Here is a 21,557-nt window from a genome sequence, read left to right as displayed (position 1 = left end):
TACCCCGCGTTAAGGGATTCGAGCGGCGCATTTTGCGCAATTTGGGTGGTACCACGGTTTTTCCGTCCCATTGTGGAGGGAGAAGCCTTATTTTTTTGTAAAAACCACAGTGGTTAAAAACGATTGCGTATGAACTGATTTGGCTTAACCGCGTGGGCTGTTTGTTCAGCTTCGCGCTGCAAAGTTAATCTTATAGATTAACTTTTATAAATGATTCTTTTGCCTTTTGGCGGAATGGAGTATTCGTATGGAATGGACCGGATTAAACGAACTGCGTGAAAAATATCTGTCTTTCTTTGAATCAAAGGGGCATCTGCGTTTGCCCAGTTTTTCGCTGATTCCGAAGGACGACAACAGTTTGCTTCTCATCAACTCCGGCATGGCGCCGATGAAAAAATATTTTACCGGGGAAGTCACCCCGCCGCGCAAGCGTGTGACGACTTGCCAAAAATGCATCCGCACGCCGGATATTGAGCGCGTCGGCATTACCGCGCGCCATGGCACTTATTTTGAAATGCTTGGCAACTTCTCGTTTGGTGATTACTTCAAGCACGAAGCAACCGCGTGGGCCTGGGAATTCTGCACCAAGGTGCTGGAAATGCCGATTGACAAGCTTTGGGTTACAATTTATCAGGACGACGACGAGGCGTTCGATATCTGGACCAAAGAAGTCGGCGTGGACCCCTCCCATATCGTGCGGCTCGGCAAGGAAGATAACTTCTGGGAGCACGGCTCCGGCCCCTGCGGCCCCTGCTCCGAGATTTATTTCGACCGCGGCGAACAGTATGGCTGCGGTTCCCCAACCTGCGGCGTCGGCTGCGACTGTGACCGCTATGTAGAGTTCTGGAACGTCGTGTTCTCTCAGTTCAACAGCGACGGCAAGGGCAACTATCCTCCGATGGAGCACCCGAATATCGACACCGGCATGGGTTTGGAGCGCCTTGCCTGCATTATGCAGGGCGTGGACAACCTGTTCCTTGTGGATACCGTGCAGAACATCATGAAGCATATCTGCCGCATTGCCAATGTAAAATATGGGGAAGACCCGAAAAAAGACATTTCCCTGCGTGTTATTACCGACCATATCCGCAGCACAACCTTTATGATTGGCGACGGCGTGATGCCCTCCAACGAAGGACGCGGCTACGTGCTGCGCCGCCTGCTGCGCCGTGCGGCGCGCCACGGCCGTTTGCTCGGCATTGACCGCACTTTCCTTTCCGAGGTTGCGGATACGGTCATTAATGAGAATAAAAACGCTTATCCTGAACTGGATGAAAAGCGTGCAATGATTAAAAAGCTGATCAGCGTGGAAGAGGAAAGTTTTGCGAAAACAATCGACCAGGGCCTGCAGCTTTTGAACAGCTACATTGACCAGGCGGACAGCAAGGTGTTTTCCGGCGCGGATGCGTTCCGCCTGAACGACACCTATGGCTTCCCGCTCGACCTGACTAAGGAAATCGTTGCGGAGCGCGGCATGACCGTGGACGAGGAAGAATTCCACCGCCTGATGAAGGAACAGAAGGACCGTGCGCGTGCGGCACGCCGGAACGCAGGCGCGGATGCCTGGGCGGGCGAAAGCGACCTGCTGGAGGGAGTCCTGGAAACCAAGTTCCTTGGTTACGAGACCATGGAAACCAAGGCGAAGGTACAGGCAATAATCCGCGACGGCGAACGCGTGGAATCCGCAACAGCGGGGGATGAAGTCATCCTAGTGCTGGACCAGACCGCGTTTTACGCGGAAAGCGGCGGCCAAGTCGGTGACGTTGGAAAAATCGAGTCTTCCGACGCGATGCTGACGGTCAACGACACCAACAAAAACCACGCAAAGAACGTTTTGCACCACGCTGTGGTGGACGCGGGTGAGATTCGTGTGGGCGAAGAAGTCACTGCGCGTGTCGACCGTGAAATTCGCCTTGCCACCATGCGCAACCACACTGCGGCGCATCTGCTGCAGGCTTCCCTGCGCAAGGTTTTGGGCGACCACGTGGAGCAGGCCGGCCAGCTGGTCACTGCACAGCATGTGCGTTTTGACTTTACGCATTTTTCCGCGCTGACCGCCGAAGAGCTCCATAAGGTGGAAACGTTGGTCAACGAAGTGATTCTGAGCGCCATTCCGGTGGAATGCCGCGAAATGCCGATTGAAGAAGCGAAAAAGCTCGGTGCCATGGCATTGTTCGGGGAAAAATACGGCAATATTGTCCGCGTGGTGAGTGCCGGAGATTTCTCGAAAGAATTCTGCGGCGGCACGCATATGGACAATACCGCGAAGCTCGGCCTGTTTAAGATTGTGTCCGAAAGCTCTGTTGCGGCGGGTGTGCGCCGAATTGAGGGCGTGACCGGTTTCGGCGTGCTTGGGCTTTTGAACCAGACCCTGGAGCAGATGAACGAAACAGCTTCCGTCCTGAAGCTGAACAGCACCGCGGAACTGGCTGGCAAAGCTGCGCAGCTCGCCGCGGAACTGAAGGAAAAGGACCGCACCATTGAGTCTTTAAATTCCAAGCTGGCCGCAATTCAGATTGAAAGCCTGTTCGCGAGCGCGGAAGAAATCAATGGCGTACAGGTCATCACCGGAATTTTCCCGGGAACCGAACCGAACGCGCTGCGCGCCATGTGTGACAAGGTACGTGACCACGCTCCGAACATGGTGGCCGTGCTGGCCGGAACCACAAACGGCAAGGCGAACATTGCCGCCTGTGTTGCTAAAGACGCGCTCGCAAAAGGCGTGAATGCGGGTCAGATTGTCCGTCAGGTTGCCCAGCTTGCGGGCGGCAACGGCGGCGGTCGTCCGGACAGTGCCATGGCGGGTGCGAAGGACCTTTCCAAGCTGGAAGCGGCAATGGCCGAAGCAAAAAAAATTGTTGCGAATCTAATCAAGTGAGTTTATAATATTACTGTTGTGTTTGTGTTCCGTGGGAATGATACGGTTCCCACGGGGCAAACCGATTCAAGGAGGGATGAGTTTGGACTGCGTTTTTTGCAAGATTGCAAAAGGGGAAATTCCTTCAAAAAAAGCGTATGAGGACGACCGGGTGTTGGCGTTCTACGATCTGGATCCACAGGCTCCCGTTCATATCTTAATTATTCCTAAGGAGCATATTTCATCCGCGGCGGAGATTACTTCGGAAAACAGTGGAATCGTCGCACATATTTTTGAGGTGGCGGCGAAGCTGGCGGAAGAAAATCAGCTGACGGAAGGGTTCCGTGTGGTTACCAATGTTGGCAAAGACGGCGGTCAAAGCGTACCGCACCTCCATTTTCATCTGCTTGGCGGCCGTTCCATGAAGTGGCCTCCCGGCTGATGCAGGTATTTCCGAAAATGCTGATTCAATGAAAAAGCCGCCCGGGTATGAACTCCCGCGGCTTTTGTCCGCTGTTTGACGGCGGAATCAGCGTATTTCGAATCATTTTGAAAGGTCGAATTTAATTATGGGGAACTATTATAAAATGACCATAGCCGGCTGCGAGCGTGAGCTGCCAATCTGCCCAATCAGCGATAAGTTGGACATTGCAGGCTTTGTTATGCTTGGCGACGTGGAAATTACGGAGAAAGCCGCAGCGGCTCTGTTGGCAAAGTGCCCGGAACACGACGTTGTGGTCACTGCGGAAACCAAGGGGATTCCGCTTTGCTACGAAATGGCACGGCAGGGCTGCCGCCGTTATGTGGTCGCGCGCAAAAGCGTGAAGGCATATATGCGCAACCCGATTCACGTGGAGGTAAAATCCATTACCACCGACCATGTGCAGAAGCTGTACTTAGCGGAGGATGACTATAAGGGCTTGAACGGTAAGCGCGTGCTGATTGTGGACGATGTCATCAGCACCGGTGAGTCCCTTGCTGCCATGGAAGATTTGGTAAAGCAGTTCGGCGGCAATATAGTCGGTCGCGCTTGTGTTCTTGCAGAGGGCGACGCGAAGGACAGGGACGATATTATTTATCTGGAACCCCTTCCGCTCTTCTTTAAATAATTTCCGGAGGAAATGCGATGAAGCGGCCGCTTGCGTTGGTGGGTTTTTGTTATCTGCTGACGCTCGCGGTCGCTGTTTTTATCGGTTCCGGCTGGGCAATGCCGCTTGCCTGCGGCTGCCTTGTCGGGTTTGTGTTGACCTTGTTCCTGCCGAAGCTTCGTGCAACGGGGGTGTTTCCGCTGGCGCTTTTGACCATGTCACTGGCTTTCGGCAGCTTTGCCGCATATTCCCAGTCCACAGTGCTGCCCGCGCAGGCGCTTGCGGAAAAGGACGCGGTAATTACGGGCACGGTGTGCGAGCTTCCTTACCGGCAGTACGGGCATACGTATTATATTATTCGGGTGGATGAGTGCTCCTTGCCGGACACGCCCAGGCAAATCAAGCTGCGCCTGTCGTGCCAAAACGCACTGAATGTGCAGCCTTATTCGCGGATCCGCACCAAAATGCACCTGTTTTTACCCTCGGGTGGTGACGGATATTCTTCCCGCACGTATTACGCTTCCAAAGGGATTCTTCTCTTCGCGTACCGATATGAGTATGAACCGGTGCAGGTTCTGCCGCCGACGGAGCATTCATTTTACCGTTACGCGCTGAATCTGCGTAAGGCGCTGCTGAAATCCATGCGGGAAATGCTGCCCCCGGAGCAGGCTTCGCTGGTAAACGGCGTGGTGTTCGGGGAACAGACCGGGCTGTCCCAGGAGGTTTCCTCGGATTTCCGCACCATTGGAATTTCACACATTCTTTCTGTTTCGGGTCTGCACATGTCCACCATGGCGGAGCTGATTCTGCTGCTCTTGTTGTTTCTAAAAGTACCGAAGCGGCTGGCGGCGCTGTTTGCGGCGGGCGGGGTGTTCGCTTTTATGGCGGTTACCTGTTTTGTACCGTCGGTCACGCGCAGCGGAATTATGTGCATTCTGTATTTATTCGGCATCCTGCTTTCCCGGCAGCCGGATTCGTTGAATTCCCTTGGAGCGGCAGTGCTGCTGATAGGGGGAATGAATCCCTATGCCGCCGCGGATGTGGGGTTGCTGCTTTCCTTTTTTGCCACGCTGGGGCTGATTCTGTACGCGGGCCGGATTTCTTCTTTCTTAAATCAATGGTATGCGCGGCGAGTCTGTTTAAAGCGATTTGACTCACTTCTACGAGGAATTAACGGTACGCTGGCCACAACCTTTGCTGCGATGTTTTTTACCTTGCCTATTGGAATCGTCTTTTTCGGGAGCGTGTCGCTCATCGCGCCGCTTTCCAATCTGTTGGAACTGGTGCCTTCCACGCTGCTGATGAATTTTGCCGCCATCGCCGCCGTGCTGAACGCGCTTTTACCGCAGTCGTTCCTGGCCATGCCGTTCGCGCTGGTCGCCGGTCTGCTGGCAAAGTACATGCAGGTCAGTTCGCATTTGCTGGCGCAGATCCCGAACGCCAGCATTTCCACCTATTACGGCTTTGTTTCGCTCTGGCTTTCTGGCACGTTGCTTCTGGCTGCCGCGGCAATGCTCCTTTCCCAAAAGAATCTTCTTTGGAAAACCACCGCTCTGCTTTCCGCTATCCTGCTGATGACCGGGATTTTTTCGCATCAGCTTTCCATGCGTGGGGTAACGCGGGTCGCTGTACTGGATACCGGCACGGCGGAGGCGGTGGTTATTACCAAAGACGGCCACGCTGCGGTGCTAGGCTGCGGCGGATATTCCTCTGGCGCGGTCAGCCGCTACCTGGCAGGGCAGGGAATCCGAACGTTGGATTACCTACAGCCGCTGACGCAGGAGCGTGAGGAGGCCGTCAACTGTTCAGAACTGATGGCCCGTTTCCACCCCGTACGGCTGGTGACGCAGGAAACGGATTGCCTGGACGGATTCCTGCAGGCGGAGCTTCCCTGCGCGCAAAGCTGGAACAGCTTCCGCGTTCATGCGGAAACTACCCTGTGGAATGCTGTTTTTGTTGAGTCGCTGGCGGTTGGGGATCACACGGCGCTTCGCATCTGCACAGGCTCGGTTTCCATCCTGGTTCTGCCGGAAGAGACGGATCCAGCAGGGCTTCCCGCCGAATGGCGCGCGTCCGACTTCTTAGTTCTGGAGGATCGGCTTCCGAACGATTCTTTGCTGGACCCGCTTTACTCCATTTTGAGTGTAGACGCAAAGGATTTGGGAAAAACATTGGGAAATATGAGAAAGCAAAATCCGATTCCTACCGCCGGAAAGGGCAATATCGTTCTGGCGCTGAAAGACGGTACCCTGCAAATTCGCAGGGAACAGGGAGCGTCTTAAAATACATTGATTCATTCAAAATATTTCCCTGAAAAAGTGTAGAAAACTCACCATCTCGTTCGCATTCCGCACGATGGAATCCACAGAAAAGAGAGGCGGCAACAATGCCTGAAATCACCGAAACCGAACTGAAAAAGCAGATTGAAAAATCCGATTTTTCCAACCTGTATGTGCTGTACGGCGAAGAAAGCTATTTGGTCAGCCATTACGCGCAGAAGCTGATTGCCAAAGCCAAGGGAACCGCGTTTGAGGATTTTAACCTTCAGCGCTTCGAAGGGGATACCGTTTCCATGGATACCCTTGCGGAGGCCGTCGAGGCGCTTCCGTTTATGGCGGAACGGAAATGCGTGGCGGTTTCCGACCTGGATGTGGAGGGCCTGCGCGCAGCGGAACTGAGTAAGCTGGAGCAGATTGTGGACAGCATTCCGCCTTCCACCGTGCTGGTCCTTTACCTGCCCTGTGTTGCAATCGACCTGAAAACGGCCAAAAAGTGGAAAAAGTTTTTGGCAGCGGCGAACCAGAAAGGCAATACGGTTCTATTCAAACGGCGTTCCAATCCGGACCTAGAAAAACTGCTCTGTTCCGGTGCGTCCAAACGCGGGTGTGAACTTTCCCGGCAGGATGCCGGGCGTATGATTCGCGCGGCGGGCAACGATTTGCAGACGTTGACGAACGAGTTGGAAAAGCTGTGCGCCTTTGTCGGCGAGGGGAAAATTACGCCGCAGGTGATTGATCAACTGGTTGCGAAAAATCTGGAGGCACGGGTATATGACCTTTCCAAGGCAATTTTGTCCGGTCAGTATGACCGGGCATACGAGATCCTCGACCTCCTGTTTTATCAGAACGAGGAACCGGTTTCCGTTCTGGCGGTGCTTTCTTCCGCCTATATTGACCTTTACCGCGTGCGAGTCAGCGTGCAGAGCGGTTATTCTGCGCTGGAGCCCGCGAAGCATTTTGATTATGCCCGCAAGGAGTTCCGCCTGACCAATGCGGAACGGGACTCCAAACGGCTTTCCACTGCTATGCTGCGCGAAAGCCTGCGCGTGCTGCTGGAAGCGGATATGGCATTGAAAGGCGCGCGCGGTGACCGCCGCATTGTGATGGAAAAGCTGCTGGCACAGCTGCTTTATATTTCCGAAAGGGAGAAGACTGCTTGATTCAGGTAAAAGAAGCCATTATTGTCGAAGGAAAATACGATAAAATTAAGCTCTCCTCCGTGATTGACGGCCTGATTCTGGAAACCGGAGGATTCCGCATTTTCAAGGATAAAGAGCAAATGGAACTGATTCGCCGCCTGGCGGAAACCCGCGGTATTCTGGTACTGACGGACAGTGACTCTGCCGGTTTCCTGATTCGCCATTACTTAACCGGGAGCATCCCTGCCGAACAGATTAAGCATGCGTATATCCCCGATATTCTTGGAAAAGAAAAGCGTAAATCAAAAGCTTCCAGCGAAGGAAAGCTTGGGGTGGAGGGCGTGCCGGTCGAGGTGATTTTAGCAGCGCTCCGGCGTGCCGGAGCGACGGTGGAAATGCCTAAAACGCAGGAACCACGGGAAAACACCGCCGACGGGCAAAATCAGGGCCGGAAAATCACCAAAACCGACCTTTACTTGGCGGGCCTTTCCGGCGGCCCTGGCAGCGCAGAAAAGCGCAAGGCCCTTTTGAAAGAGCTGAATCTGCCCGAGCGCCTTTCCGCCAACGCAATGGTCGATGTGCTGAACAGTCTGATGACCTGGGAGAAATTTCAGGCGCTGCTGACCCGCCTTTTTCCCGATTCCATTCCGGAGGAAACCGGAAGCCACTGAACCGGAGCGCGCAGAAGCATGGTTCCGGGTAACCGCGAACTCGCTAGTAGGCGGCTGTGCACAGCTGTGAAGAGGATTGGCCGGAGCGGCTTTCTCCTTGCTTTCATTGGCAGTTATCTTAGTAAGGAAGTGTGCGAATGAAGTGGAAAGGCCCATCGGTTTACCCTAAAATCTTGTTTACGGCGGCAACGGCACTGTTTGTGCTGTTTATCTTCCACAATTCCATGTTTCCTGGGCCGCAGTCCGGTGCCCAAAGCCAGACGGTAATGCATTTTGTGAATCAGCTGCTGGCTTCCTGTAACATTCCGTATGCGTTTACGGAGCATTTCATCCGCAAGGCCGGTCATTTTACGGAATATTTTATTTTTGGCGTACTGCTTGCGCTCACCTTACGGGCGTACCGCTGTGAAGGGCTGGAATTTGTTTTTGCACAGGGCTTTTTTCTGCTATTGGTGCCGGCCTGCGATGAATTGATTCAGCTGTTTACTCCCGAGCGCGGCAGCAGCGTAGCGGATATTTTTCTGGATTTTTGCGGCGGCGTGGTAGGAACGGTGGTTTGCTGCCTGTTTTTGTTCCGCTCTGCGAAAAAACGGCGGTCAGTTCACCGCTTCGGGCGATAGCGCAATCGAAAACGATTCACCGGGAATCAGGTGCAGGTTTTTGCAGTTGCAGCAGCTTTGCAAATCCGAACGGGTTTGTTCCAGTAGCGGAAGTATTTCATCCGGTACGGTAACGGTAAGATCGCCGAGTTCCGCTTTCAGCGACAAATTGCGTTCGGATTTCTGTTTCCGAACCTCAAACAAAATTTGCTTGATGATGGTTCCAAAGTCTTCCGGAAGTTCCGCCGGAAGGCTTTTTTCGTCCCAGCGGGAAAGGTGGATAGAGGGCGTTGCTTCACGGTTGCAGTAGTACGTTTGGTAAATGACCTCCGTCATATGCGGGACGAACGGGGCGTACAGCTTTAGAATGGACAGAAATCCGTGCGAAAGCGCCCAGGCGGTGGAGCGAAGTTCCGTTTCGTCCTTTGCGTTGTAGCTGCGGTTTTTGACCAGCTCCAGATACGTGTCGCAGTAATCCTTCCAGAACAGATTGTCGATTTCGTGCCTTGCTGCGCCGATTTCATAGCGGTTCAGCCATTGCGCGGCAGAGGAGGCGGTTTGGGCGCAGCGCTGCAAAATCCAGCGGTCCAACGGAAGAAGAGTTTCCGGTTTTTCGTCAGCGTACAGCGCCAGAGCGTCCAGTCGGCCCAGCGTGAATTTCGCTGCGTTCCACAGCTTGGTCAGGAAGCGGGCGGACTGCTTCAATTCTTCCTGTGAAAACAGCGTGTCGGTACCAAGATGCGCACCCGCCGCCCAGTAGCGCAGACTGTCCGCGGAATACTGCTTAATCAGCTCGTTTGGGGAAACGACGGCGTTGCCCTTGGACTTGCTGATTTTTTCCCCTTTTTTGGCCAGAACGAACCCACAAATCATGATGTCCTTCCAAGGAATCTGCCCGGTTTCGTAAATGCTTCGGACAATGGAATAAAACGCCCACGTGCGAATAATTTCGTGCGCCTGTGTGCGCATGCTCATGGGCGGGAAAGCGTCGCGCAGGCCGTGTTCCTCCGCGGTTTGAGCATTGATGAAGGGGGTAAGAGAAGAGGTAGCCCAGGTGTCCATTACGGCGGTTTCCGGTACAAATTCCGTGCAGCCGCAGGTGCAGGGGTGCGGTGGCGGGCATTCCACAGGGTTGACAGGCAGCTGGGACTCCTCCGCGAAAATCGGTTTTCCGCACCGCTTGCAGTACCAGACCGGAAACGGAACGCCGAAATACCGCTGGCGGGAAATGCACCAGTCCCATTTCAGGTTTTGTACCCAGAGCAGGTAACGGGTTTTCATGGAAGCCGGATACCAGTTGATTTCGTCCGCGGCGGCCAGAAAACGCTCCTTGTGCGATAAAATATCGAAAAACCATTGCCGGGACGGCAGAATTTCTACCTCTTTCCCGCAGCGTTCATGAACGGAAACGGTATGCCGGATCTGCTCTTTTTTGAGCAGAAGTCCGTGCTCCTCTAGCAGCTCCGCCATTCGTACTCTGGCCTGGGCGGCTTTCATACCGCCAACCAGCGGGACGGATTCCGGCAGTCGGCCGTTTGGCTCCATCATCCACTTGTAAGGGAGATGGTGCTTTTCAAACCATTCCAAATCCGTGGTGTCGCCAAAGGTTGCACACATGACCGCGCCCGTTCCCTTTTCCGGGTCGGCTTTTTCGTCGCCAAGAACCGGTATATCGAATTCATAGAGCGGGACGCGTGCGGTTTTGCCAATCAGGTGGTTGTAGCGGGTGTCGTCCGGGTGGACAAACAGCGCGGCACAGCCGTACAGCAGTTCCGGTCGGGTGGTGGCGACGGGTATCATTTCCGTTCCAACGTAAAACGGAATCGTGTGAAAGGCGGAATCCTTTTCCGCGGTGTCCAGCTCCGCCTGCGCAATGGAGGTACGGCAGTTGGTGCACCACAGAACGGGGGACTCTTTCTGGTAAGCCTTTCCTTCCCGCGCCAGTCGGAGAAACGAGCGCTGCGACAGCTTCTGTACGGCGGGGCTGATGGTTTCATACCGCAGGCTCCAGTCTACGCTGAATCCCATGGACTTCCACAGTGCCTGGAACTCGTTGCGGTATTGCTCTGTGGTTTCCCGGCAAAGGCGGGTAAATTCGCTTCGCGGCATAGAAGCTGCTGTTACCCCATGTTCTTTTTCGGTCAGCCGTTCAGAAGGCAGGCCGTTGTCATCAAAACCAAAGGGATAAAAAACGTTTTTACCCTGCATTCGCTGGAAGCGGGCGATGATTTCTGCCTGTGTGTAGGAAAAAATGTGCCCAATGTGCAGGCTTCCGCTGACGGTCGGCGGAGGCGTATCGATGGAGTAAACCTCCCGCCCGTCGGGAAGAAAGCGGTAAGTTCCTTCCTTTTCCCATAGCTCCTGCATAGCTTTTTCCCATTTTTTGCATCATAGTGCGGTTCAAGCATCGTTTTTGCTCCTTTCTTTAAAACAGCATTTAAACAGAAAACAGTAAGATCGAAATCCGATTGAGAAAGCGAAAGAATATAAAAAAGCCTTCGTCCTAATTGCATTAGGACGAAGGCTGAATCACTCCGCGGTACCACCTAACTTTGTACGGAACCTGCGCTCCGCACACGCTTGTGCCGTACAGGATCGCAGAAAGTTTACCGCCCTGCTATTCCGATACGGTTTCCTTTTAACGGTGGAATTCCGGCAAATCCTACTGGCATAAACGCGTTCAGTTCGCAGCTCCATGGTCACTTTCCTGCTTTTGCAGCGGGGATTTTCACCAGCCATCCCTTCTCTGTGCTGCTCCAGACAGGTACTCTTCCATTTCCAAGCTTTTCTGCTGTTCAATTATTTCACTTATTTTATGACAGTCCTTTTTCTTTGTCAAGAGTAAAAATAGGAATTTTTAATTTCAGAACACCCAGCTGCGTTTTTCGAAATGGATTCCGAGAGTTCTTATTGTGCCATAAAATTCATAAAATAAAGGACGGAGCGATGGGAGTGAATTTCGGCAAATGACGCGCCAAGCCTTTTGGCACGATGTTCCATTTCTAAATTGCAAATCCAATGAAAGGGTGGGGACGGGATGGCGAAGGTTATTTTGGTATGCGGAAAAATCTGCAGCGGGAAAAGCACTTACGCGAAACGGATTCAGTGGGAACGGCGCGCCGTAGTGCTTTCCTGCGACGAGCTGATGCTTGATTTATTTGATGATTCCCTGGGGGAAAAGCACGATGAAATTCTGCAAAGAACCAAAGTGTATCTCTACCGGCTGGCAGAGCAGATCATCCGCACCGGCTCCAACGTAATACTGGATTTTGGATTCTGGAGCAGGGCGGAACGGCAAAGACTGAAAGCGTGCCTGCTGCAAAAAGATATCAGCTGTGAATTGCATTATGTAAAGGTGTCCCGCCAAACTTGGCAGGAATATCTGAAAAAGAGAAACGAAAACGTTCGGAAGGGCCTTGAAAAGGCGTACTATGTGGATGAAAATATGAAGCGCCTGTTCGGGGAGCAGTTCGAAGAACCGGACAGCGACGAAGTTGATGTGCTGGTGGAACCGGAAGAGGAGGAATAGTTTTCTATAAAAACGAGCTCTGCGTTTCAGACCTTTCCAAACAGGAAAGGTCATTTTTGTTTTTGAAAGCGTTCCAGAAGGGAGGAAAGGTGTGGGTCGCTCCGCAGACTTTATCCGAAACTCTGCTGTGTTAAGCATACGTCGAAATCCCTTTCTTTTCAATGGAATGGTACGAAATATTTCCCGATAAAACTTAACCGTGGGTTTATCCATGAAATCATCTTGATACACAAAATAATCCACAAAATTTCCACGTTTTTAGCAAGTAGAAACCGAGTTGTATTTGATTGACAATAATTTATCAATATGGTAGTATTTATGGCGATGTATAAAGTGAAAGGAGAAAACTTATGTCCCCTTCGTGTGATTTCGCAAAACTTGACGAAATTTTGGAAAACCACAAGTATGACCCCGGAAACATAATCGCAATTCTCCAGGATACCCAGGAAGTGTACCATTATCTTCCCATGGAAATTTTTGATTATTATTCCGAGAAGCTTGGCATGAGTCGGGCACGCATTTTCAGTATTGCTACGTTTTATGAGAACTTCTCTTTGGAACCAAAAGGAAAATACGTGATTAAAATCTGCAACGGTACCGCCTGCCATGTGCGCAAGTCGATGCCGATTTTGGAGCAGCTGCGTAAGGATTTGAACCTGTCAGAGCAGAAGAAAACCACAGATGACCTGCTGTTTACAGTGGAAACGGTTTCGTGCCTTGGGGCGTGCGGACTTGCGCCGGCGCTGACGGTGAATGACGAGGTGTTCGGCATGATGACGCCGGAGAAAGCAACGGAGCTTGTCAATCAACTGAAGGGGGAAAACGCAGATGCTGCAGAATAGAGCGGATTTACAGAATCTCCGGGCTTTATTGAAAAGCCGGTTGGACCAACAGAAAAAGAAAATTTTAATTTGCGCTGGCACAGCCTGCGTTGCCAGTGGTTCCCTTGCCATCTACGATGAATTTCTTCGCCTTATTCGCGAAAAAGGAATCAACTGTTCCGTGGATTTACAGCACGAAACGGAAGGCGAACATATCGGAATCAAAAAAAGCGGCTGTCACGGTTTTTGTGAAATGGGCCCCCTGGTTCGCATTGAACCTCAGGGCTATTTGTATGTAAAGGTGAAACCGTCGGACTGCCTTGAAATATTAGAAACCAGCATTTTAAAAGACGAATATGTGGAACGGCTTGTTTACCATAAAGACGGCGAGATATTCTGCCGTCAGGAATCCATTCCTTTTTATAAAATGCAGAAGCGCGTCGTTTTGGAAAACTGCGGCCATCTGGATTCTTCCTCCATCAGCGAATACATAGCACTGGACGGATACACCGCGCTGGAACAGGCGTTGTTTGAAATGAGCCCTGAAGAGGTCCTCAACGAGGTGGAAATTTCCAACCTGAGGGGACGCGGCGGCGGCGGTTTCCCGGCAGCCAGAAAATGGCTTCAGGTAAGACGCCAAAAAGCCGAAAAGAAATACGTGGTCTGCAACGGCGACGAAGGTGACCCGGGTGCTTTTATGGACCGCAGCGTAATGGAAAGCGACCCGCATCGTATGCTGGAAGGCATGATGCTGGCAGCTTACGCTTGCGGCGCGGACGAGGGGTATATTTATGTGCGTGCGGAATACCCGCTTGCTGTCAAACGCCTGAGCATTGCCATTGAGCAGGCGCACGAACTCGGCCTGCTTGGAAAAAATATTCTTGGTACCGATTTTAATTTCGACATTCATATTAGCCGTGGTGCGGGCGCTTTTGTATGCGGCGAAGGCAGCGCCTTGACGGCATCCATTGAAGGAAAACGCGGAATGCCGCGCGTAAAGCCCCCCAGAACGGTGGAAAGCGGCCTTAACGGCAGACCAACGGTTCTGAACAATGTGGAAACCTTTGCGAACGTACCGGGCATTATTGTCAACGGCGGCCAGTGGTTCCGTTCCATCGGTCCGGAAAACAGCCCCGGCACCAAAGCTTTTGCCCTGACCGGAAATATTAAAAACACCGGATTAATCGAAGTCCCAATGGGCACGACGCTCCGCGAAATCATTTACGATATTGGCGGCGGCATGCGCGGCGATTCCGAGTTCAAAGCTGTGCAGATCGGCGGCCCCTCCGGCGGATGCCTGACCAAAGAGCACCTTGACCTTCCGCTTGATTTTGACAGCTTGAAAAAAGTGGGTGCCATGGTGGGTTCCGGCGGCCTTGTCGTTATGGACGAAAACACCTGCATGGTGGAGGTTGCCCGCTTCTTCATGAGCTTTACACAGAAGGAATCCTGCGGAAAATGCGTCCCGTGCCGAGAGGGCACCAAGCGCATGTTGGAAATTCTAGAACGCATTGTCGCCGGAAACGGCGAACCGGGCGACATTGAACTGCTGGAGGAATTGTCGGAGACAATTTCTGCGACCGCGCTGTGCGGCTTGGGCAAATCCGCGGCCTCTCCGGTTATGAGTACGCTGAAATATTTCCGCGACGAGTATAAGGCACATATTCTGGAGAAACGCTGCCCCACAAAATCTTGTCAAAAACTCCGCAAGATTTATATTGATAAAGCCCTGTGCAAAGGCTGTTCCAAATGCGCGCGCGGCTGCCCGGTCGGTGCCATCACCGGCAAGGTGAAAGAGCCGTTTGTGATAGACGAAGCTAAGTGTATCAAGTGCGGGGCATGTGTGGAAGCGTGTGCGTTCAAGGCAGTAAAGGAGGACTAAGCAAATGAGTGGCGATTTCGTTTTAATTGATAATATACCGGTGCAAATTGATGGAGAAAAAAATCTGCTTAGCCTGATACGCAAAGCGGGAATTGACCTTCCTACTTTCTGCTATTATTCCGAGCTTTCCGTATACGGCGCATGCCGCATGTGCATGGTGGAAAACAAATGGGGCGGCATGGAAGCGGCCTGCTGCACACCGCCAAAGCCGGGTATGGAAATTTACACCAATACGCCGAAGCTGAGAAGATACCGCAAGATGATTCTGGAGCTGCTGCTTTCCAATCATTGCCGCGACTGCACAACCTGCGGCAAAAACGGCGACTGCAAACTGCAGGAGCTGGCCGGTCGCTTTGGAATCAACCGTGTGCGTTTTGAAAATACGGCGGAAAAACCGAAGCTGGATTCTTCTTCTCTCTGCATTGAACGCGACCTCAACAAATGCATTCTTTGCGGCGACTGCGTGCGCGTGTGCGATGAGGTGCAGAACGTAGGCGCCATCGACTTTATGTACCGCGGTTCGAAAATGACGGTGGGTACCACCTTTAATGTGCCGATTTCCGAAACCGTATGCGTTGGCTGCGGTCAGTGCGCGGCGGTCTGCCCGACGGGCGCTATCGTGGTGAAGAACGATGTCAGCAAGATTTGGAAGGTGCTGAACGACCCGTCCATCAAGGTTATCGTTCAGATTGCCCCTGCGGTGCGTGTTGGAATCGGCGACAAGCTGGGCGCGAAGCCCGGGGAAAACCTGATGGGGAAAATTGTTGCGGCGCTCAAACGCATGGGCGTAGATGAAGTGTTCGATACCGCCACCGGCGCGGACTTGACCGTTATGGAAGAGTCCAACGAGCTGCTGGGCCGTTTAGAATCCGACGAAAAGCTTCCGTTGTTTACTTCCTGCTGCCCGGCCTGGGTGCAGTATGTAGAAAAGAAGCATCCGGAACTGCTTGCGAATGTTTCCACTTGCCGTTCTCCGATGGAAATGTTCGGTTCCGTTCTGAAGGAGGAAAATAAAAAGTCCGACCGCCGCGTGGTGGTTATTGCCGTCATGCCCTGCACTGCCAAAAAGTTTGAAGCGGCCAGGGATGAATTTAAAGTAGACGGCGAGCCGTATATCGATTATGTGATTACCACACAGGAACTGATTCAGATGATTCAGGAAGCCGGCATTATCTTTTCCGAGCTGGAGCCGGAAGCTATCGATATGCCGTTTGGCACACAGAGCGGTGCCGGTGTGATTTTCGGCGTAACCGGAGGTGTGACCGAAGCGGTAATCCGCCGCTTGTCTGAAAACAAATCCGCTTCCGCGCTGCGCGCTATAGCGTTTAACGGCGTACGCGGCATGGAAGGGCTGAAGGAAACCACTATCCAGTATGAGGACCGCGAAGTGAAAATCGCGATTGTCAGCGGACTGCGGAATGCGGAGAACCTGATTCAGAAAATGAAAAAGGGAGAATCACACTATGATTTTGTAGAAGTTATGGCCTGCCCAGGCGGTTGCGTTTGCGGTGCCGGCCAGCCCATTACCAACCTGGAGGGCAAAAAGAAGCGCAGCGTGGGTCTTTATGCCTCCGATAAAATGTGCAGCATCAAGCGTTCGGAGGAAAATCCCGTCGTTACCGCGCTATATTCCGGTCTGCTGAAAGGCAAGGCACACAAACTTCTGCATGTGAAATATCAGAAGGAAGAAACCGCAGAGTAAACATCTTCCTCTTGACAAAAAAACATTTTCCGTGTACTCTGAAATCATGGGTCATATGACTGACGGAAGTGGGGAACCACAGGGGAGTATGACGGAGAAAAGCCGACCGTCTGGGCGATTCGTCCGGATCGTCGGCTTTTTTCGCAGGGTTCCTTCTTTTTTATCACGGCTGGTAGGGGGTGATTTCCGGTTGACAGGTTGGGTTCGTCTTTTGCCGGAAAACTCGGGTAAACGGCGAATAAAAGCAGTTGGAAAGCCGCTCATACGGTGACTTTGCGGCTTGCCCATCGGCTTTTCGGGACTGGTCTGCAAAAGGCCTACCTGAAAAGTTTGTTGCCGCGCTTGCCGCGTCAATTTCTCTTTGCGTTTTTACAAACAGGCCCTGAAAATTGAATTGAAATGGCAGAGTAGATAACTGTGGGTTATGTGTCCGGGAAACGGGGAGTTGATCCCGGAACGGAAACCATTCGGTTGCCGTACAGCTATCGCATCCCGCTGCTGCATACCGGAGTATCTCCTCTATGTGGCATTATACTGCCATATTTAGGAGGTTTTTTATTTGAACAACAAGTTACAGAACAAAGGAAATTCCATTTTCGGTCCCGCCTACTGGAGCACGGCCGCGGCGGAGTTCCGAAAGCCGCGGACACTTGTCTTTGCGGCGCTGACCATTGCATTGGGGATTGTGATGAATCTGTTCAACATCCCCGTTTCGGAAAATCTGCACGTTTCCGTTGCGTTTCTGCCGGTTACGCTCGGTTCTATGGTATTTGGCCCGGTGGTGGGCCTTTCCGCAGGTGTGGTTTACGACCTAGTGGGATTTATGGTAATGCCTTCCGGGATGTTCTTTCCGGGATATACCCTCTCCAGCATGCTGGAATTTTTTATTTACGGAGTTTTCCTGTACCGCAGGAAGTTGTCGGTCGTTCGCATTCTAGCCGCAAAATTCACCGTGAATTATCTGATTCATGTGGGATTCGGTTCTCTCTGGAGTGCCGTTTTATACGGAAAGGCCTATTATTATTACTTCTGGAAAGGGCTGATTAAGAATACCATATTGCTTCCGGTGGAAGTGCTGCTTTTGGTGGCACTGTTCCAGGCATTTTTCCCGTTTTTGGTGCGCGAAGGACTCATTCCAAAGCAGGAACGAAAAATGATTCCGTTTCTTTAGGTCCTAACTGTAAAAAGGTGGAAACCATGTAAGCGGTAGGATACGCTGACCATTAGAATGTTTAACGCAGGCGGGTTGTATCGCCTGCGTTTTTTTGGCGATTTTTTAGGTCTGTAACTGAAAGTAGTACAAGGCTTATTTTTCGCTGCAAATTGAGGCCTATTTTGCACTCGACTGCCGGTTAATCCTACGATTTTAGATTATATGTATTCTTTTTAACAATAATATTGGGGTGATATTAGGTAAACTGCAATATTGCCATTCCTGGCATACAAATAACAAAAGCGCAATTTTTGCACGGTTTCCATGAAATTAAGCAAAATTTGCGTTGTAATTTGAAAAATATATTGTTAAAGTAAAACTACAAAGTTTTATGCAAGACAGAGCATAAAACCAGTACCATAAAATAAACGGAGGAAATTGTATGAAAAAGCTAATATCCATTGTTCTGTCCGCTGCAATGCTTGCTGGAACACTGGCAGGCTGCGGTGAATCCGCCACAAACAGCGCAAGCAAGGCCGATGCCTCGGCGTCTTCTCAAGCAACCAGTAGCACCGTATCCGACAATAACGGGATCCCCACCGATGAAGTAACTCTTCGCGTGGAATGGTGGGGCGGCGATGACCGCCATAAAGCAACGCTGAAAGCAATTGAAGCGTTCGAAAAGAAGTATCCCTACATAAAAATCAAAGCGGAATACGGCGGGTTTGACGGAATGCAGGAAAAAGTCAACACTCAAATGGCTGGCCATACCGCGCCGGATGTAATTCAGGTCAATTACGACTGGATCGCTTCCCTGTCGAAGGACGGTAAGGGTTTCTATGACTTGAATTCTCTCAAGGACATTATCGACCTGACAAACTGGGATGAAGACACTCTGAAGTTTGGTATGCGCAAAGGCATCCTGAATGCAATTGCCGTTTCAACCACAGGGCGCAGCTTCTTCTACAACAAGACCACGTTTGACCAATTAGGTGTCGAAATTCCGAAAACGTGGGACGATTTGATGGCTGCCGGCCAGAAATTCCAGGCAAAGGGCAAGGACTATTATCCTTGTGACTTTGATACCGGTTCCGGCTTTACCTCTTTCTATATGGCATTAGCCTATGAACAGCAGAAGACCGGCAAGGAATTCCTTTCTCTGGACGGCCAGATCGGGTTTACTGAGGATGAATTCAAGGATGCCCTTGACTTCTACAAAGAGATGGAAAAGAACCATGTTACCAGAACTCAGAAGCAGATTCAGAACGACGCCGGTTCCACTGCTCTGTATCAGACCAACAACTTCATTTCCGGTAAAGTTGCAGGGTTCCTGGAGTGGAGTTCTTCTGTCGGCAAGTTTAAGCAGGTTCTCGACAGCAAAAATAACACCCTTGTGCTCGGCGACCTTCCGATTCTGAAGGACGCGAAAATGAGCGGCTGGTTTGTAAAGCCTTCTCTTCTGTTCGCAATTAACGGCGAAACCAAATACCCGAAGCAGTCCGCATTGTTCCTCAACTATTTGCTGAATGATCCGGAGGCTTCCAAGATTCTTGGCACTTCCCGCGGCATCCCGAGCAGCAAGGCTGCAATCGCTGCTTTGAAGCAGTCAGATCCGAAGCTGGAAGAAGATATTGCATATCAGGCAACGATGCAGATTAACAACTGCAAGCCGACCCTGGAAAGCCCGTACATGGATAACTCCGAAATGAAGAAAGCTTACGTTACTGCGGTTCAATCCGTTTCCTACGGAACTGCTACGACCGAGCAAGCGGCGAAGACGCTTTATCAGTCCATGCAGGATACCCTTACCGATATTGTAGAGTAAGTTCTGATCATCGCCGGCTGCGGGTGCGCCAATGACGCGTATCCGCAGCCTCCGTTATCATATGCGCCGCGTGTAGTCTTGCTTTGTGCAGCGCAGCCCGTTTAGGGATTTCATGAAAACGGATTTTCCGAATGAGCCTTTCCGTTCCTGCTGTTTTGTACGGAAGGCTTTCAGTCGAATCAGTATCATGATAAAAAGGATGATCTCAGATGAATGATATAGCAACCGTTAGAAAAAAACATGCTGTGAAGAAGAAATCCAATGGCAAAAACTGCCTAGGTGAAAATCGCTACCACGGGCTGCTTTATATTGCGCCGTGGCTGATCGGTTTTGTGCTTTTTACAATCTATCCCTTTTTCTCCTCGTTTTATTTGAGCTTTACGAAGTACGATTTGGTCTCCGCACCCAAATGGATTGGACTGCGAAACTATGAGCGAATGTTCCGCGACCCGGTTTTCATAAAATCCGTTACCGTGCTGATGAAATACGTGGTTTGCGAGGTTCCGCTGAAAATCATTGTATCTCTTTTAGTCGCTGTGCTTTTGAATATGAAGCTGAAAGGAATTAACTTTTTCCGTACAGCTTATTATATCCCTTCCATCCTCGGTTCAAACGTCGCAATCGCGGTGCTGTGGAAGTTCGTCTTTCAGTCGGACGGCCTAGTCAACCAGGTAATCGGTCTGTTCGGCGGGCAGCCGGTCGGCTGGTTCGGGGAGGAATTCCCTGCTCTGATGACTATCGTTCTGCTGCGTGTGTGGGAATTTGGTTCCACCATGGTCATTTTTCTTGCTGGCCTGCAAAGCATCCCTACGGATTTGTACGAAGCGGCAAGCGTGGACGGATGCACAAAAATTCGCCAGTTCTTTAAAATTACCATTCCGTTGCTGAGCCCCACAATTTTCTACAATCTTGTTATGCAGCTGATTGCCGCATTCCAGGAATTCAATGGACCTTACCTGATTACCAAGGGCGGCCCGCAGAACGGAACTTATCTTTTGTCCATGTTGATTTATGATGCCACCTTTAAAGACTATAAAATGGGTTATGCAGCCGCTATGAGCTGGTTCCTGTTTGTTATCATTCTAATCTTCACGGTTCTGGTGTTCCGCTATTCAAAATACTGGGTATTTTACAGCGACGATGAAACCGGAAAGGGGGATGCCTAAATGGCGGCGAGAAAGCGCATTGGTAGAATTCTTCTTTATTTTGTAATGATTTTGGTCAGTATTGTCATGCTGTATCCTATGATCTGGCTGTTCGGCGCGAGTTTTAAAAGCAATGCCGACATCCATTCCTCCATCTGGTTTATGCCGAGCTCCTTTAACTGGCAGCCTTACATCAACGGCTGGCGGACGGGTTCAGAATACACCATGACCCATTACTTTAAGAATACGTTTCTGATGGTCATCCCGATTGTGGTGTTTACTATCGTTTCCAGTGTATTGACGGCTTACGGTTTTGCACGGTTTGAATTTCCGGGGAAAAAGCTCTGCTTCTCCTTGTTGATTGCAACCATGCTGCTGCCCTCGATCGTTCTTCGTATTCCGCAATACGTAATGTGGAGCCAGTTTAAAGTACTGGATACTTATGTTCCTCTGGTACTTCCGCACCTGTTCGCTTCAGACGGCGTGTTTATTTTCCTGCTGATTCAATTTTTCCGAAATATTCCAAAAGAGCTGGACGAAGCAGCCAGAATTGACGGCTGCGGCCGGTTTAAGACCTTAATCAACATTCTTGTTCCGGTTATTAAGCCTGGAGTTGTTTCCATTGGACTGTTTTCTTTCATGTGGTCGATGAACGACTTCCTTGGGCCGTTGATTTACGTTTCCAGTGTTGAAAAATATCCGGTCACCATCGCACTGCGTATGTCCATGGATGCGACCGGTGCCGGCTATGATGAAAATCAGATTATTGCCATGTCCATTATCAGCCTGATTCCGTCCATCGTCGTGTTTGCATTGGGCCAGAAGCAGTTTGTGGAGGGCCTGACCACCGGCAGCGTAAAAGGCTGA

The 21,557-nt window shown here is 51.3% G+C and carries 15 protein-coding genes, 1 pseudogene, 2 riboswitches and 1 other annotated feature; of the genes and pseudogenes, 15 read left to right on the top strand and 1 reads right to left on the bottom strand.

Annotation, left to right across the window (positions count from 1 at the left end; translation table 11 throughout):
- Window positions 1-247: 247 nt before the first annotated feature.
- From alaS to ACSVDI_RS10860, 7 genes are all read left to right on the top strand, one after another.
- Complete coding sequence (gene alaS / locus ACSVDI_RS10890; protein WP_457942882.1) at window positions 248-2,878, top strand: alanine--tRNA ligase; 2,631 nt, start codon at window positions 248-250, stop codon at window positions 2,876-2,878.
- A 76-nt stretch (window positions 2,879-2,954) separates the two neighbouring features.
- The gene (locus ACSVDI_RS10885; RefSeq protein ID WP_457942881.1) at window positions 2,955-3,299 is read left to right on the top strand and encodes a histidine triad nucleotide-binding protein; all 345 of its coding nucleotides are present in this window, start codon (window positions 2,955-2,957) and stop codon (window positions 3,297-3,299) included.
- Window positions 3,300-3,426: 127 nt separating this feature from the next.
- Complete coding sequence (locus ACSVDI_RS10880) at window positions 3,427-3,966, top strand: phosphoribosyltransferase family protein (protein WP_457942879.1); 540 nt, start codon at window positions 3,427-3,429, stop codon at window positions 3,964-3,966.
- Window positions 3,967-3,983: 17 nt separating this feature from the next.
- Window positions 3,984-6,227 (top strand): ComEC/Rec2 family competence protein, encoded by a 2,244-nt coding sequence (locus ACSVDI_RS10875; protein WP_457942877.1) that lies wholly within the window; start codon window positions 3,984-3,986, stop codon window positions 6,225-6,227.
- Window positions 6,228-6,331: 104 nt separating this feature from the next.
- Entirely contained in the window at window positions 6,332-7,384 is a 1,053-nt protein-coding gene (holA, locus tag ACSVDI_RS10870; RefSeq protein WP_457942875.1) for a DNA polymerase III subunit delta, read from the top strand.
- Window positions 7,381-8,034 carry a toprim domain-containing protein gene (locus ACSVDI_RS10865; protein ID WP_457942873.1) on the top strand — a complete coding sequence of 218 codons (654 nt, stop codon included), beginning with the start codon at window positions 7,381-7,383 and terminating at the stop codon, window positions 8,032-8,034. Before holA ends, ACSVDI_RS10865 begins: the two co-directional genes overlap by 4 nt.
- A 137-nt stretch (window positions 8,035-8,171) precedes the next feature.
- A complete protein-coding gene (locus ACSVDI_RS10860; RefSeq protein ID WP_457942871.1) occupies window positions 8,172-8,654 on the top strand; it encodes a VanZ family protein in 483 nt (160 codons plus the stop codon).
- Here ACSVDI_RS10860 and ACSVDI_RS10855 read toward each other — a convergent pair.
- Window positions 8,631-11,006, bottom strand: a pseudogene (locus ACSVDI_RS10855) (valine--tRNA ligase); the annotation flags it as partial. The gene ACSVDI_RS10860 and the pseudogene ACSVDI_RS10855 overlap by 24 nt on opposite strands.
- Window positions 11,007-11,143: 137 nt before the next feature.
- Window positions 11,144-11,423: a binding site (T-box leader), on the bottom strand.
- Between the two features lie 247 nt (window positions 11,424-11,670).
- Here ACSVDI_RS10855 and ACSVDI_RS10850 point away from each other — a divergent pair.
- The 8 genes from ACSVDI_RS10850 to ACSVDI_RS10815 all read left to right on the top strand — a co-directional run bounded on the left by ACSVDI_RS10850 (window position 11,671) and on the right by ACSVDI_RS10815 (window position 21,557).
- Entirely contained in the window at window positions 11,671-12,162 is a 492-nt protein-coding gene (locus ACSVDI_RS10850) for an AAA family ATPase (protein WP_457942870.1), read from the top strand.
- A 350-nt stretch (window positions 12,163-12,512) separates the two neighbouring features.
- Window positions 12,513-13,004 (top strand): NADH-quinone oxidoreductase subunit NuoE family protein, encoded by a 492-nt coding sequence (locus tag ACSVDI_RS10845; RefSeq protein WP_457942868.1) that lies wholly within the window; start codon window positions 12,513-12,515, stop codon window positions 13,002-13,004.
- Complete coding sequence (locus tag ACSVDI_RS10840) at window positions 12,991-14,865, top strand: NADH-ubiquinone oxidoreductase-F iron-sulfur binding region domain-containing protein (RefSeq protein ID WP_457942867.1); 1,875 nt, start codon at window positions 12,991-12,993, stop codon at window positions 14,863-14,865. Before ACSVDI_RS10845 ends, ACSVDI_RS10840 begins: the two co-directional genes overlap by 14 nt.
- A 4-nt stretch (window positions 14,866-14,869) precedes the next feature.
- A complete protein-coding gene (locus ACSVDI_RS10835; protein WP_457942866.1) occupies window positions 14,870-16,567 on the top strand; it encodes a [FeFe] hydrogenase, group A in 1,698 nt (565 codons plus the stop codon).
- Window positions 16,568-16,612: 45 nt separating this feature from the next.
- Window positions 16,613-16,690: riboswitch (ZMP/ZTP riboswitch) on the top strand.
- Window positions 16,691-16,968: 278 nt separating this feature from the next.
- Window positions 16,969-17,067, top strand: a riboswitch (THF riboswitch).
- Window positions 17,068-17,126: 59 nt separating this feature from the next.
- Window positions 17,127-17,738, top strand: coding sequence for a folate family ECF transporter S component (locus ACSVDI_RS10830; protein WP_457942864.1), 612 nt, complete (start codon window positions 17,127-17,129; stop codon window positions 17,736-17,738).
- A 424-nt stretch (window positions 17,739-18,162) separates the two neighbouring features.
- The gene (locus ACSVDI_RS10825) at window positions 18,163-19,545 is read left to right on the top strand and encodes an ABC transporter substrate-binding protein (protein ID WP_457942863.1); all 1,383 of its coding nucleotides are present in this window, start codon (window positions 18,163-18,165) and stop codon (window positions 19,543-19,545) included.
- Window positions 19,546-19,754: 209 nt separating this feature from the next.
- The gene (locus tag ACSVDI_RS10820; RefSeq protein WP_457942861.1) at window positions 19,755-20,711 is read left to right on the top strand and encodes a carbohydrate ABC transporter permease; all 957 of its coding nucleotides are present in this window, start codon (window positions 19,755-19,757) and stop codon (window positions 20,709-20,711) included.
- Window positions 20,712-21,557 (top strand): carbohydrate ABC transporter permease, encoded by an 846-nt coding sequence (locus ACSVDI_RS10815; protein WP_457942860.1) that lies wholly within the window; start codon window positions 20,712-20,714, stop codon window positions 21,555-21,557.

The sequence above is a fragment of the Caproiciproducens sp. LBM24188 genome, from assembly GCF_054130445.1.
Note: the sequence above shows the minus strand (reverse complement) of the source record. Positions and strands in the feature narration are given on the sequence as shown.

Bases quoted from the DNA above. Each gene is read 5' to 3' on its own strand.
- ACSVDI_RS10840 (WP_457942867.1), top strand. From the start codon at position 12,991: ATGCTGCAGAATAGAGCGGATTTACAGAATCTCCGGGCTTTATTGAAA.
- ACSVDI_RS10820 (WP_457942861.1), top strand. From the start codon at position 19,755: ATGAATGATATAGCAACCGTTAGAAAAAAACATGCTGTGAAGAAGAAA.
- ACSVDI_RS10815 (WP_457942860.1), top strand. From the start codon at position 20,712: ATGGCGGCGAGAAAGCGCATTGGTAGAATTCTTCTTTATTTTGTAATG.
- alaS (WP_457942882.1), top strand. From the start codon at position 248: ATGGAATGGACCGGATTAAACGAACTGCGTGAAAAATATCTGTCTTTC.
- ACSVDI_RS10875 (WP_457942877.1), top strand. From the start codon at position 3,984: ATGAAGCGGCCGCTTGCGTTGGTGGGTTTTTGTTATCTGCTGACGCTC.
- ACSVDI_RS10880 (WP_457942879.1), top strand. From the start codon at position 3,427: ATGGGGAACTATTATAAAATGACCATAGCCGGCTGCGAGCGTGAGCTG.
- ACSVDI_RS10835 (WP_457942866.1), top strand. From the start codon at position 14,870: ATGAGTGGCGATTTCGTTTTAATTGATAATATACCGGTGCAAATTGAT.
- holA (WP_457942875.1), top strand. From the start codon at position 6,332: ATGCCTGAAATCACCGAAACCGAACTGAAAAAGCAGATTGAAAAATCC.
- ACSVDI_RS10845 (WP_457942868.1), top strand. From the start codon at position 12,513: ATGTCCCCTTCGTGTGATTTCGCAAAACTTGACGAAATTTTGGAAAAC.
- ACSVDI_RS10850 (WP_457942870.1), top strand. From the start codon at position 11,671: ATGGCGAAGGTTATTTTGGTATGCGGAAAAATCTGCAGCGGGAAAAGC.
- ACSVDI_RS10885 (WP_457942881.1), top strand. From the start codon at position 2,955: ATGAGTTTGGACTGCGTTTTTTGCAAGATTGCAAAAGGGGAAATTCCT.
- ACSVDI_RS10860 (WP_457942871.1), top strand. From the start codon at position 8,172: ATGAAGTGGAAAGGCCCATCGGTTTACCCTAAAATCTTGTTTACGGCG.
- ACSVDI_RS10825 (WP_457942863.1), top strand. From the start codon at position 18,163: ATGAAAAAGCTAATATCCATTGTTCTGTCCGCTGCAATGCTTGCTGGA.